Genomic DNA, 14,090 nt, shown 5'->3' with positions numbered 1-14,090 from the left:
TAGTGTACCTCAAATTCAAGGTCAAAATAAAGGTAACCAGTCATTCGAAGAAGACACAGAAAAAGACAAACCTAAGTATGAACATGGCGGTAACATCATTGATATAGACTTCGACAGTGTGCCACATATACACGGATTCAATAAGCACACTGAAATTATTGAAGAAGATACAAATAAAGATAAACCAAGTTATCAATTTGGCGGACACAGCAGTGTTGACTTTGAAGAATCTACACTTCCACAAGTAAGCGGTCAAAACGAAGGTCAACAAACGATTGAAGAAGATACAACGCCTCCAATCGTACCACCAACACCACCGACACCAGAAGTGCCGAGTGAGCCAGAAACACCAACACCGCCAACACCAGAGGTACCAAGTGAACCAGAAACACCAACACCAACACCGCCGACACCAGAAGTACCGAGTGAGCCAGAAACACCAACGCCACCGACACCGGAAGTACCAAGTGAGCCGGAAACACCAACACCACCAATGCCAGAAATACCAGCTGAACCTGGTAAACCAGTACCACCTGCAAATGAAGAACCTAAAAAGCCTTCTAAACCAGTGGAACAAGGTAAGGTAGTAACACCTGTCATTGAAATCAATGAAAAGGTTAAAGCAGTGAAGCCAGCTAAAACGTCACAATCTAAGAAAACGGAATTACCTGAAACAGGTGGAGAAGAAACAACAAACAACGGCGTACTTTTCGGCGGACTATTAAGCATTATAGGATTAGTATTATTACGCAGAAATAAAAAGAATCACAAAGCATAATCAATCAAAAATTGACGGGTTTATTTCATAAGTTTTATGAAGTAAGCCTGTTTTTGCTTATATTTAGTTTTCTAATAAAAATCAAAGAGTAAATCATTCTTATTAATTCCTTTATGCTTTGTGGCTATAATTTAAAAAAACAAATTTAAAAGCGAAATGAGTGCTTACAAGTATACTTTATGATGAAAAAACGAGATAAATGAGTTAGATCTAATTATTAACTGAATGCAATTTTCGGCAATTACAAAATATTGTCTCGAAATACGGCTGTTATTAATAAGAAATTCCATAAAAGTACCTAAAAAACGAACGATATAAAAAGTATATTGGTTATTTTTATGTAATGAAAGGCATTTCATTAATACCTAAACGTTAGAATGTACAGGCGACTATTATGTAGGTTTTAGTATATTGTTTTAAATTAGATGAAATTGAATTTAATTTAAAAAGTAAGTATAAAAAATAAAAGGCAATAATATCAAGGGTTTTAAGCTGTTTGTATACAATTTAATTGCTTGTTCTAAATAATAAAAATAACAATTTTGATAAAGTTAATGATAATCTTAACTTTTTATTAACTCGCATTTTTGCATTGCTTTTAAAAACCGAACAATATAGAATTGCATTTATTGAGTTTAAAAAATAAATGAATTTTACATTTAAGGGAGAATATTATAGTGAAAAACAATCTTAGATACGGCATAAGAAAACATAAATTGGGAGCAGCATCAGTATTCTTAGGAACAATGATCGTTGTTGGAATGGGACAAGATAAAGAAGCTGCAGCATCAGAACAAAATACTACAGTAGAGGAAAGTGGGAGTTCAGCTACTGAAAGTAAAGCAAGCGAAACACAAACAACTACAAATAACGTTAATACAATAGATGAAACACAATCATACAGCGCGACATCAACTGAGCAACCATCAAAATCAACTCAAGTAACAACAGAAGAAGCACCAAAAACTGTGCAAGCACCAAAAGTAGAAACTTCGCGAGTTGATTTGCCATCGGTAAAAGTTGCTGATAAGGAAACTACAGGAACTCAAGTTGACACAACTCAACCAAGTAACGTCTCAGAAATTAAACCAAGAATGAAAAGATCGGTTGACGTTGCAGAAGTGGCAGAGAAAGAAGTAGTGGGAGAAGCTAAGGCGACAGGTACAGATGTAACAAGTAAAGTTACAGTAGAAGATGGTAGTGAAATCGTAGGGCATAATAATAAAGAGACAAATGTTGTTAACCCCCATAACGCAGAAAGAGTAACCTTGAAATATAAATGGAAATTTGGAGAAGGAATTAAGGCAGGAGATTATTTTGATTTCACATTAAGTGATAATGTTGAAACACATGGTATCTCAACACTGCGTAAAGTTCCAGAGATAAAAAGTTCAACAGAAGATAAAGTTATGGCAAATGGTCAAGTTATAAATGAACGTACAATTCGCTATACATTTACTGATTATATAAATAGCAAAAAAAATTTAACTGCTGAATTAAACTTAAACTTATTCATTGACCCAACAACAGTAACAAAGCAAGGGAAGCAAAATGTTAAAGTAACATTAGCTAATAAAGTTATTGAACAAGAGTTCGATATAAAATACTTAGACGGTGTTAAAGATAGAATGGGTGTTACTGTTAATGGCCGAATTGATACTTTGAATAAAGAAGGTGGGAAATTTAGCCATTTTGCGTACGTGAAGCCTAACAATCAGTCGTTAACTTCTGTCACAGTAACTGGTCAAGTAACATCTGGATATAAACAAAATGCTAATAAACCAACAGTTAAAGTATATAAACACATTGGTTCAGATGAATTAGCTGAAAGTGTTTATGCAAAGCTTGATGATGTCAATAAATTTGAAGATGTGACTAACAAAGTAAACTTAAGTTACACAGGAGATGGCGGTTATTCTTTGGACTTTAGTGATTTAGATAATTCAAAAGACTATGTAATTAAATATGAAGGTGAATATGGTCAAAATGCTAAAGATTTAAATTTCCGAACACATCTTTCAGGATATCATAAAAATTACCCATACTATCCTAACTATTATTACCCAGTTCAATTAACTTGGAACAACGGCGTTGCATTTTACTCTAATAACGCTCAAGGCGACGGTAAAGATAAGCCAAATGATCCTATCATTGAGAAAAGTGAACCAATTGATTTAGACATTAAATCAGAGCCACCAGTAGAAAAGCACGAATTGATTGGTACAATCGAAGAAAGTAGCGATTCTAAGCCGATTGACTTTGAATATCATACAACTGTTGAAGGTGCAGAAGGTCATGCTGAAGGTATTGTAGAAACTGAAGAAGATTCTATTCATGTGGATTTTGAAGAATCTACACATAAAAATTCAAAACATCACGCTGATGTTGTTGAATATGAAGAGGATACAAACCCAGGTGGTGGTCAGGTTACTACTGAGTCTAACTTAGTTGAATTTGACGAAGATTCTACAAAAGGTATTGTAACTGGTGCAGTAAGCGACCATACAACAATTGAAGATACGAAAGAATATACAACTGAAAGTAATCTTATCGAATTAGTGGATGAATTACCTGAAGAACATGGTCAAGCACAAGGACCAATCGAGGAAATCACTGAAAACAATCATCATATTTCTCATTCTGGATTAGGTACTGAAAATGGTCACGGTAATTATGGCGTGATTGAAGAAATCGAAGAAAATAGTCATGTTGATATTAAGAGTGAATTAGGTTACGAAGGTGGCCAAAATATTGGCAATCAATCATTTGAAGAAGACACAGAAGAAGACAAGCCGAAATATGAACAAGGTGGCAATATCGTAGATATCGATTTCGATAGTGTACCTCAAATTCAAGGTCAAAATAAAGGTGATCAGTCATTCGAGGAAGATACAGAGAAAGACAAGCCGAAATATGAACAAGGTGGTAACCTCATTGATATAGACTTCGACAGTGTGCCACATATTCACGGATTCAATAAGCATACTGAAATTATTGAAGAAGATACAAATAAAGATAAACCAAGTTATCAATTTGGCGGACACAGCAGTGTTGACTTTGAAGAATCTACACTTCCACAAGTAAGCGGTCAAAACGAAGGTCAACAAACGATTGAAGAAGATACAACGCCACCGGCACCGGAAGTACCGAGTGAGCCAGAAACACCAACACCACCAACGCCAGAGGTACCAACTGAACCTGGTAAACCAGTACCACCTGCAAAAGAAGAACCTAAAAAGCCTTCTAAACCAATGGAACAAGGTAAGGTAGTAACACCTGTCATTGAAATCAATGAAAAGGTTAAAGCAGTTACGCCAGCTAAATCATCACAACCTAAGAAAACGGAACTACCTGAAACAGGTGGAGAAGAATCAACAAACAAAGGTATGTTGTTCGGCGGATTGTTCAGCATTCTAGGTTTAGCATTATTACGTAGAAATAAAAAGAATCACAAAGCATAATCAATCCAAAATTGACGGGTTTATTTCATAGATTATATGAAGTAAGCCTGTTTTTTTAGATTAAATCAAATTTCCCAAGAAATAATTACATACTCAATGACACTATGAAGGCGTTCTAATTAGTGTTAAAATGACGTTGATACATAGATTTAATACTTAGGAAAAGGAGCACATTAACTTTGAAAAAAATAAAAAAGGCAATCATTCCCGCTGCTGGTTTAGGGACTAGATTTTTACCAGCAACTAAAGCGATGCCAAAGGAAATGCTTCCTATCTTAGATAAACCCACAATACAATATATCGTTGAAGAAGCTGCAAGAGCTGGAATTGAAGATATTATTATAGTGACAGGTCGCCACAAACGCGCGATTGAAGATCATTTTGATAGTCAAAAAGAGTTAGAAATGGTTTTAAAAGAAAAAGGTAAATCTGAGTTACTAGAAAAAGTTCAATACTCGACAGAACTTGCGAATATTTTTTATGTAAGGCAGAAAGAACAAAAAGGTTTGGGGCATGCGATTAGTTCTGCGCGTCAATTTATCGGCGATGAACCATTTGCGGTATTATTAGGTGACGATATTGTTGAATCTGAAGTACCAGCAGTGAAACAGTTAATTGACGTTTATGAAGAGACTGGGCACTCAGTTATAGGCGTTCAAGAAGTTCCGGAAGCAGATACACATCGTTATGGAATTATTGATCCATTAACTAAAAACGGACGTCAATATGAAGTGAAAAAGTTTGTGGAAAAGCCAGCACAAGGCACGGCACCATCAAACCTAGCTATTATGGGACGTTATGTATTAACGCCTGAAATTTTCGATTATTTAAAAACGCAAAAAGAAGGCGCAGGTAACGAAATTCAGTTAACAGATGCGATTGAGCGTATGAACAATGATAATCAAGTGTATGCATATGACTTCGAAGGCGAACGTTACGACGTTGGAGAAAAATTAGGATTTGTTAAAACGACAATAGAATATGCATTGAAAGATGACAGTATGCGAGAAGAATTAACACGATTTATTAAAGAATTAGGTTTATAACATTAAAAGCATGATACTCAATAAAATTGGAACACGAAATGGTGAACTAAATTGAATGAGCATCATGCTTAATTTATATTTTGTGATAATAAGTTATGGAGATTTGTCTTCTAAAAAGGCTGGTGGATGCATTCAATTATTTTTATGAGAGGTGATAAATATGTTGTATTTAGAAGTTTTGAAAAATAGAAACTTTACATATTTATTGATTGGTAATTTCTTACGTCGGAGTTGTTTTGTGCTGTTTTCGTTGCAAATAATTTGGTTTACTGTTGAATTGACAAACCAATCATCTTTAAAATTATCAATGATGGTTATGAGTCAAACACTACCATTTATTATATTTGGTATTTTCGGTGGGGCATATTCTGATAAACATAATAAAAAGAAAATACTTTATCTATCTGATCTTATACTAAGTTTGATTATTATAATTATTCCTTTACTTGCAATAACATCAAATTTAAATTATCTGACGCTTCTAACTATATCTACAGCCATCACCATTATTAACTGCTATACAGATCCTGCGTTTAGGGCAATTCTTCCTGAAATTATTGATGAGGAGCATTTAGCAACAAGTAATGCGTTAATCGATAGTTTGCAAAGAGGCTCAAATATTATTTTACCTGCTTTAATTGGTGTCATTGTAATACTAGTTGGTAATGTTGGCGTCTTTTTTATTTGCAGTATATTGCTATTTTTAGGATTTATTTTTAATGCACTTTTAAAATATACAAATAACAACATGATTGATAGAAACTCAAAAGAAGATTTTTCTGAAACTTGGGAATTCTTGAAAAAATCTAAAGAAATTCCATTTATCATCATCATCCAATTTGTTTGCATATTGATTAATACCGGTCTTTGGCGTGTTGCATTACCATTGTTTATTTCCAATATATTAAAAGAGGGCGTTGGTGTATATGGACTAGCTACATCATGTTTAGGTATAGCGTCTTTATTAATGTCATTGATTATGGGTTTACTGTCAGAAAAACGATTAATCTTTAAATTTAGTATTGGTGTTTTAGTTTGGGGGATTGGCTTATCGATAATTAATGTGTTTCCAAGTGTGGCGATACTATATATAGGTGCAACTTTAGTGGGACTTGGGCAATCTATAGAGGGACTAACAAGATCAGTTGCCATTCAAATAAAAACGCCAAATCATTTGATGGGGAAAGTATTTAGTATCTCATCTACATCAAATTATGCAGCGGATACATTGTCTTTAGGATTTATAAGTTTAATTATACCTTTACTAAGCTTAAGTAATATATTTATATCAGGAGGTGCAATTATTTCAATACTTAGCTTAGCTGGGTTAAAGTTTGTTAAGAAGTCTATGTAAACATTATAGAATTTTAATAAATGCTATTAAGGTGGGAATTGAAATGAAGTATAAAATTAGTTTGGCTTATAATTTAGCAATTATAATAGGGTCGCTAATTATATTATGTATACTAATATCAAGAGGACATGATATTTATGTAATCTTGATTCCAATTTTGACTATTTTAGCTAGTTTAATCAATTTATTTTGTGATATTAAAAAGCACAAATAATTCGCTGGTGTTTCTATATTAATGCAACTTTGTATTCGTACAAGGTTGTATTTTTTTCGCGATTAATTGACTACTGACAGCGCACCGAAAAATTACTCTCAATTTAACGCAAACATTTATGGATATTTTGTGATTTTATAAAAGCAAACATAGAATAATGAGATAAGTAATAATGCTATCGCTAAAAATACGAATGCCAATACAATATAATCATATTCAAAGCTCAGCAATGTAAGCATTAAAAATACTGCACTCAAACTTATGCATAGCCCAAATATATATGCAATTTTTGCTTTGTGTTTATCTGCAAATGTCGTTTGGTATAAGCCAGAAACTAATGTGAAATTTTTAGTTATTGCGACATAAATGCCAAATATAACCACACTTATGCAGAATACGATACTAAATACGATGTTGACTGTCATTTTTGCACCTTCCTGATAGAGTATAATGTACTGTCTTTTAGTAATGGTTGCGCGTCTCTTATATGTATGATTCTAAAAAACAGTACGTTTTTATAAATAATTAGTTAAAGGAATGGGTTTTAAAAAAGAAAGTTTTGATTATTTGTCATGAAATAGACGGGATGAATATCATGACTAGAAGTAATATTTTGAATTGGAGTATTTATATTTTGTGACATAAATTTCGACATAGTATGGTGTTTTACAATGGTTGATGAGTTGAAAGTATGCGCATCGGAACTATCGGATTTATGTTCATAATGTTTGGCTAGTTGCGCCATAATAAATAAAGTGAAAATAAATAAAACAATTAAAGAGATAATGCCCATAATCAAAAGTATTTGTTTAGAGCCTTTCATTATTTCACATCCTTTCTAAAATATATTTGTAACTAAATTTAAAATAGTTATTTTTGTAATTCTAAACCTTTTTCATCGTGAAAACAATTAAATAGGTCGCGGTATTAATTATTATATTATTACTGCTTAAAATGAAAAATACATGAAAATTAATTTTCTAATATACTTTTGAAATTTTATTACAAATTAGCCCCTTCAAAAAGCGGAACCATAAGGATTCGAGTTTCGAAAGGGCAGATTACTATAAGGCGAAATGTAATATTTCGATCCATAAAAATTTTTTTATTGGTTAAATATCATAGCATTTATTTTTTGAGCAACATCATTAAAATTCGGACATTTTAACGACACATATAATTTAATTTTAGGTTCAGTACCAGAAGGACGTAAAGCAATAAAACCTTCGTCAAATAAGACACGAATAACATTTGATTTAGGAGAATCAATACCTGAAGTTGTATCGTCATCAATATGATAAACCTCGCTAGTTAAATAATCTTCAATTGCTTTCACTTTCAGTCCTTGAATCTCTTGCGGTGGATTTGAACGGAATTTGGTCATTATTGCATTAATTTTCTTTTTCCCTTCTAATCCTTCTAGCGTATGTGAAAACAAGGTATCTTCGTGTCTTCCAACTGTTTGATAAATCATTTCTAATTCATCTTTCAATGTTTTGCCATATAATTTTAACTCAGAAGCATATTTTATAATGAGTGGCACAATTTGCACAGCGTCTTTATCACGTACAAAAGGCTCCGATAGAAAACCGTAACTTTCTTCAAATGCGAAAATCATATTTTGATGATTATCCAGTTGTCTTATTTCCTGAGCAATAAATTTAAATCCAGTCAGTACCTCTTTGTATTCAACATTATTATAGCATGCTAATGACTTTGTTAACTCACTACTTACAATGGATTGAATCATTAAGCGATGACGTAATTGAGACGTTTGTTGAATGCGATAATTAAGTAACAGTGCACCAATTTGGTTACCATTAAAATATGTGATTTGACCGTGTGCATCACGCACAGCGATTCCAAGGCGATCTGCATCAGGATCAGTACATATTAATAAATCAGCATCATTTTTATGAGCCAGCTCGACTGCTTGATCAAAAGCGCGATGGTCTTCAGGATTAGCACTTTGAACTGAGCTGAAATTCGGATCAGGTTTACATTGTGCTTCTACAAGATCAAATTGGTTGAAATTCAATGACTTTAATAACTCAGGTACAATTGGAACACTCGTACCATGTAAACTAGTGAACACAACTTGTAAATCAGATTTAGGTATATAACCAATCATATTTTGAATATGTTTAATGTAATTTTCTGTTACAGATTTAGGTAATGGTTTGATATATGATGAATTTTGTTTTGAAAAAGATATATCAATCTGTAATGGATCGCCAACGTCTTCAATATAGCGACTTACAAGTTCTGATGCATCTGTTGATAGTTGCGCACCATCAGAACCATATACTTTAATACCGTTATAGTCTTTCGGATTGTGACTTGCTGTAATCATAATGCCGGCAGTAGTATTAAGATTGCGCACCGCGAACGATAATTCCGGTGTCGTTTTATATGTATCAGGTAAATAAACTGTTATTTGATGATTTGCTAAAACATTAGCAATGATTTGGGCGAATTCAGTTGAAAGATGTCTAATATCATAATGAATGACTATTGTTGGATTGTTTGTTTGGGCATTTAAATAACGCGCTAAACCTAATGCCAATTTTTCAATAGTAAACTTATTAAGTCGACCTTCACCAAGACCGAATTTTCCGCGTATACCCGCAGTACCAAACGTTAATTTACTTTCAAAACCTTCTCGCTGTTCAATGTCAGATTGCTGCTCATAAAAATGTTTAACTAAACTATCATTAGCTCTTTCTATCCATAATTCTTTATCCATTGTTGCTAAACATCCTTTCAAAATCTCAGTTAGACTTAATAAAACATGAAAACTAAAGCCCTTACATTTATGTAATGAATTATAAAGAAATACGCCCCAAAAGTAAAAAAACACAGCCCGAAGACAATACTTTTCACAAGTATTATATAATAGATGTGTATGAAAATGCATGGAGTAGATATAAGAGTGATATTCAAAATGTGTAAAAAATATGGATAATTCTATATAATTATATTATTGAAATTTTAAATAGCGGAAATAATTATTTAATGTTAAGAGGGGATAATTTTGGAAAGTTATTTGACAAAACAAGCCGTACATAATCGCGCAAAAGAAGCTGTTGGTAAAAGTGTATTAGAATTAAATGGTGGTGAATCGATTAAACAAAGTAAGAGTTCAGTTGGTGATGCGTTTGAAAATTGGTTTGGTAAGAAAAAAGACAGTGATAGTAAACCAGATATGGCAGAGGCTGGGGTGGAACTTAAGGCAACTCCATTTAAAAAGTTGAAAAACGGAAAGTATAGCTCCAAAGAAAGATTAGTATTAAATATTATAAACTATGAGAAAGTGGCAAATGAAAATTTTGAAACTAGTAGTTTTTTATCTAAGAATAATACTATAGAATTAGCTTTCTATGAATATATCAAGGGAACACCTAGTGATAATTGGGTTATTAAAGAAGCGGTGCTTTATGAAATGCATAAAAATCCGATTGATTATGAAATAATTAAACAAGATTGGGAAATAATAAATCAATATATTAATGAAGGAAAGGCACATGAATTGAGTGAAGGTTTGACAAGTTATTTAGCGCCATGTACAAAGGGTGCGAATGCTAGTTCTTTAAGAAATCAGCCTTATTCAGACATAAAAGCAAAGCAAAGAGCATTTTCTTTGAAGTCTGGGTATATGACATCTATTTTACGCAAATATGTTCTAGGTGATGAAAAAATAGATTCAATTGTCAAAGACCCATTTGAAATAAAAGAAAAATCAATAGAGGACATAGTCTTTGAAAAATTTCAGCCATATATAAATTGGTCAATCGATAAATTATGCGAACATTTTTCTATCAATAAAGGTGAGAAAGGTTTAAATTATAGAATAGCCTCTGCCATTTTAAATCTAAAAGGTAAAACTACTAAAACTAAACCATTCCCGGAAGTTGAAGAGTTTGAAAAATCATCTATAGTAGTCAAAACAGTTCATTTTAATAAAAAGAATGTGAATAAAGAAAGTATGTCATTTGGAGCTTTTAAATTTGAAGAACTAGCTAATGAGGAGTGGGAAGATAGTGAAGGATATCCTAGTGCACAATGGCGAAACTTTTTGTTAGAAACAAGGTTTTTATTTTTTGTTGTTAAAGAAAATGAAGATGGTCTAGACATATTCAAAGGAATAAAATTTTTTAGTATGCCTGAAGAAGACATAAACGGACCTGTCAAAAAAATGTGGGATGATACGGTGAAGAAATTAAATGAGGGTGTCACATTAGAAGCTGTACCGGACAAAAGTACAAAGGATGGTTGGAGAATTAAAAATAATTTTGTAGATAAAAGTGATGATTTAATATGCCACGTTAGACCACACACTAATAACAGAGACTATCGAGGGGGAAGTAATGCAGATAAGCTTCCTAAAAAGATTAACTGGATTAATAGACCTGACTCAGATGATTATTCGGATGAGTGGATGACTAAGCAAAGTTTTTGGATAAATAATGACTACATTAAAAAGCAAGTTGAAGATTTATTGTAGTTAAAGTATGTTAAAATATAAGATATTTCTCCCAAAATATCGAACGATCGTTCGTTTTTGTGTTATAATAAGGTTGAATTAATTATAGGAGGTCGCCTAATGAATAAAATTAAAGTAGTAGAATTGTTTGCGGGTGTAGGCGGGTTTCGTTTAGGTTTAGAAAATACGAAAAATGGTATATTTGACATAACTTGGGCAAATCAATGGGAGCCCTCACGAAAAATCCAACATGCATTTGATTGTTATAGTAAAAGATTTCAGAACGGCATCCATAGCAATAAGGATATTGCTGAGGTATCCGATGAAGAAATGGCAAATACTGAAGCTGATATGATTGTAGGAGGATTTCCTTGTCAAGATTATTCAGTTGCAAGGAGTTTAAATGGAGAATTAGGAATACAAGGGAAAAAGGGCGTTCTATTTTGGCAAATTATTAGATATATTCAAAATACATTTCCCAAATACTTGTTGCTTGAAAATGTCGATAGATTATTGAAATCTCCTTCAAGTCAGAGAGGGAGAGACTTTGCTGTCATGTTATCAACCTTAAATGAGTTAGGCTATAATGTTGAATGGCGTGTGATTAATGCTGCTGATTATGGTAATGCTCAAAGACGTAGAAGGGTATTTATATTTGGATATAAGCAAGATTTAAACTATAGTAAAGCTATGGAAGAAAGTCCGTTAGATAAAATAATATATCAAAATGGTTTGTTTGCCGAAGCTTTTCCGATTGAAGATTATGCAAATAAAAATAGAGTTAATAGCACTCACATTTCTCATGATATAGTTGATATTTCAGATAATTTTAGTTTTCAATTTCATAATAGTGGAATCATGAAAAATGGAGAAATTTTAACTATTGACACAATACCAAAATATGAAAAATCAGTGACCTTAGGAGAAATCATTGAAAGTAATGTAGATGATAGTTTTTCATTAAATCAAGATCAAATTGATAAATTTAAATATTTAAGAGGACCAAAAAAGATTAAACGAACTACTAAAGATGGTCATGAATATTATTTTTCAGAAGGTGGTATGTCTGAAACAGATTCATTAGAGTTACCTGCAAGAACAATGCTTACAAGCGAATCGTCTATTAATAGAAGTACTCATTTTTTAAACGTAGGTGGTGTTTATAGAACTTTGACACCTATTGAAGCAGAAAGATTAAATGGTTTTCCAGATGATTGGACAGTAGGTATGCCAATTAAGATGAGATACTTTTGTATGGGCAATGCTCTTGTTGTGCCATTGATTACTAGAATTGGTAATCAAATTGAAAAAATTGATAGTATGACAAATGATGAATTCAGTCAACTACGTTTATTTTAAATAAATCAAGTGCACTCGACATTTGATTTAACAAGTTTATATACTAACGATTCATAGATTATTGTATATTGACCAGTATTTATCAGTGTATTATTTTAATATATACAATTTTATAAAATTGAGGTAGCGTCATGTGATTTCATTTTATTATTAGGTTTTTGAGCCTCGATAATGATTTGAGATTCGCATGGCGTTTTTATTTTAATATGATTTAATTAGTCGAAATTTATCGACTACCCTACATAATCTGAACTTAACTTTGCATCAAAAATAAAAATGGGGATGTGAAATGATGATTCATTCAAGAAAGTTGAGGCTTTGGCTGTATTTAGTATTATTAGCTGTTTTTATAGGCGCTTGCGGAATGAAAAAGGAAGAAAGTAGTAAAGATAAACAAATTAAAGAAAACTTCAACAAAACGTTGAGCTTGTATCCAACCAAAAATCTTGAAGACTTTTATGATAAAGAAGGATTTCGAGATCAAGAGTTTGAAAAAGGAGATAAAGGGACTTGGATAATTCACTCTAAAATGACAATAGAAACAAATGGAAAGAATATGGAATCCAGAGGCTTGGTCCTGTATGTAGACCGCAATACCAGAACGACAAAAGGTGAATTTATTGTGAGAGAATTATGGGAAGATAAAAAAGGATACTCACGTAGTAAAGAAAAAGAATATCCAGTGAAAATGGAACATAATAAAATTATCCCAACCAAACCGATAGCTAATGATAAATTAAGAAAAGAAATCGAAAACTTTAAATTCTTTGTACAATACGGTGACTTTAAAGATATTAATGATTATAAAGATGGTGACATATCATATAATCCCAATGTACCTAGTTATTCGGCGGAATATCAATTGAGTAACAATGACTACAATGTGAAGCAACTTAGAAAGAGGTATGATATACCAACTAAGAAAGCACCTAAATTATTAATAAAAGGCGATGGTGATTTAAAAGGATCATCTATAGGACACAAAAATTTAGAGTTTACCTTTGTAGAAAATAAAGAAGAAAACATCTATTTTACGGATAGTATTAATTTCATACCTACTGAATAAGGTTAATAGAAGTTTGAAATGATAATTTCATAAAGTGTTAAAAAATTTTTCGCTTTAGTTGTAAATATTAAAAACTGAGTCAATATTAAAAATATAAGGTGGAGAAATGATGATTCATTCAAAGAAATTAACGCTCGGTATATGTTTGGTATTACTCATTATATTGATTGTAGGTTATGTCATTATGACAAAAACAAATGGTCGAAACGCCCAAATTAAAGACACATTTAATCAAACATTAAAATTATATCCAACCAAAAATCTCGATGATTTTTACGATAAAGAAGGCTTTCGAGATCAAGAATTTGATAAAAGAGATAAAGGGACTT

11 protein-coding genes and 1 pseudogene are annotated in these 14,090 nt (G+C 32.2%); 9 read left to right on the top strand and 3 right to left on the bottom strand.

Going from position 1 to position 14,090, the window contains the following annotated elements; translation table 11 throughout:
• The 5 genes from HMPREF3247_RS14930 to HMPREF3247_RS04805 form a co-directional block, all read left to right on the top strand.
• A partial coding sequence (locus HMPREF3247_RS14930) for an LPXTG cell wall anchor domain-containing protein (RefSeq protein WP_257245479.1) occupies window positions 1-778 on the top strand: 778 nt, incomplete at its 5' end.
• Window positions 779-1,455: 677 nt separating this feature from the next.
• Window positions 1,456-4,239: a fibronectin-binding protein FnbB gene (gene fnbB / locus HMPREF3247_RS04820; RefSeq protein WP_070866196.1), complete on the top strand. Its 2,784-nt coding sequence runs from the start codon at window positions 1,456-1,458 to the stop codon at window positions 4,237-4,239.
• Window positions 4,240-4,418: 179 nt separating this feature from the next.
• On the top strand, window positions 4,419-5,285 hold the full coding sequence (gene galU, locus HMPREF3247_RS04815) for a UTP--glucose-1-phosphate uridylyltransferase GalU (protein WP_000721331.1): 867 nt from the start codon (window positions 4,419-4,421) through the stop codon (window positions 5,283-5,285).
• A gap of 160 nt (window positions 5,286-5,445) precedes the next feature.
• Window positions 5,446-6,639 (top strand): MFS transporter, encoded by a 1,194-nt coding sequence (locus HMPREF3247_RS04810; RefSeq protein ID WP_000966102.1) that lies wholly within the window; start codon window positions 5,446-5,448, stop codon window positions 6,637-6,639.
• A complete protein-coding gene (locus HMPREF3247_RS04805) occupies window positions 6,620-6,853 on the top strand; it encodes a hypothetical protein (protein WP_072467493.1) in 234 nt (77 codons plus the stop codon). The genes HMPREF3247_RS04810 and HMPREF3247_RS04805 overlap by 20 nt, the downstream gene beginning before the upstream one ends.
• A 116-nt stretch (window positions 6,854-6,969) precedes the next feature.
• On the opposite strand, the gene HMPREF3247_RS04800 is transcribed toward HMPREF3247_RS04805, so the two are convergent.
• The 3 genes from HMPREF3247_RS04800 to HMPREF3247_RS04790 all read right to left on the bottom strand — a co-directional run bounded on the left by HMPREF3247_RS04800 (window position 6,970) and on the right by HMPREF3247_RS04790 (window position 9,770).
• The gene (locus HMPREF3247_RS04800; protein WP_000217717.1) at window positions 6,970-7,278 is read right to left on the bottom strand and encodes a hypothetical protein; all 309 of its coding nucleotides are present in this window, start codon (window positions 7,276-7,278) and stop codon (window positions 6,970-6,972) included.
• 119 nt (window positions 7,279-7,397) lie between these two features.
• The gene (locus tag HMPREF3247_RS14925) at window positions 7,398-7,676 is read right to left on the bottom strand and encodes a hypothetical protein (protein ID WP_000678761.1); all 279 of its coding nucleotides are present in this window, start codon (window positions 7,674-7,676) and stop codon (window positions 7,398-7,400) included.
• A 282-nt stretch (window positions 7,677-7,958) separates the two neighbouring features.
• Window positions 7,959-9,770: a phospho-sugar mutase gene (locus tag HMPREF3247_RS04790; protein ID WP_072467492.1), complete on the bottom strand. Its 1,812-nt coding sequence runs from the start codon at window positions 9,768-9,770 to the stop codon at window positions 7,959-7,961.
• A 117-nt stretch (window positions 9,771-9,887) separates the two neighbouring features.
• On the opposite strand from HMPREF3247_RS04790, the gene HMPREF3247_RS04785 reads away from it, so the two are divergent.
• The 4 genes and pseudogenes from HMPREF3247_RS04785 to HMPREF3247_RS04770 form a co-directional block, all read left to right on the top strand.
• Window positions 9,888-11,357: a Sau3AI family type II restriction endonuclease gene (locus HMPREF3247_RS04785; protein WP_000446879.1), complete on the top strand. Its 1,470-nt coding sequence runs from the start codon at window positions 9,888-9,890 to the stop codon at window positions 11,355-11,357.
• Window positions 11,358-11,456: 99 nt separating this feature from the next.
• A complete protein-coding gene (gene dcm / locus HMPREF3247_RS04780) occupies window positions 11,457-12,695 on the top strand; it encodes a DNA (cytosine-5-)-methyltransferase (protein ID WP_001033638.1) in 1,239 nt (412 codons plus the stop codon).
• Between the two features lie 289 nt (window positions 12,696-12,984).
• Window positions 12,985-13,761: a tandem-type lipoprotein gene (locus HMPREF3247_RS04775; protein ID WP_000972659.1), complete on the top strand. Its 777-nt coding sequence runs from the start codon at window positions 12,985-12,987 to the stop codon at window positions 13,759-13,761.
• Between the two features lie 109 nt (window positions 13,762-13,870).
• Window positions 13,871-14,090, top strand: a pseudogene (locus HMPREF3247_RS04770) (Csa1 family protein); the annotation flags it as partial.

Origin of the sequence: Staphylococcus sp. HMSC36A10, assembly GCF_001838845.1 — a bacterium.
In the GTDB taxonomy this organism is placed as follows: Bacteria; Bacillota; Bacilli; order Staphylococcales; family Staphylococcaceae; genus Staphylococcus; species Staphylococcus aureus.
This window is presented reverse-complemented; position numbering and strand designations above follow the sequence as displayed.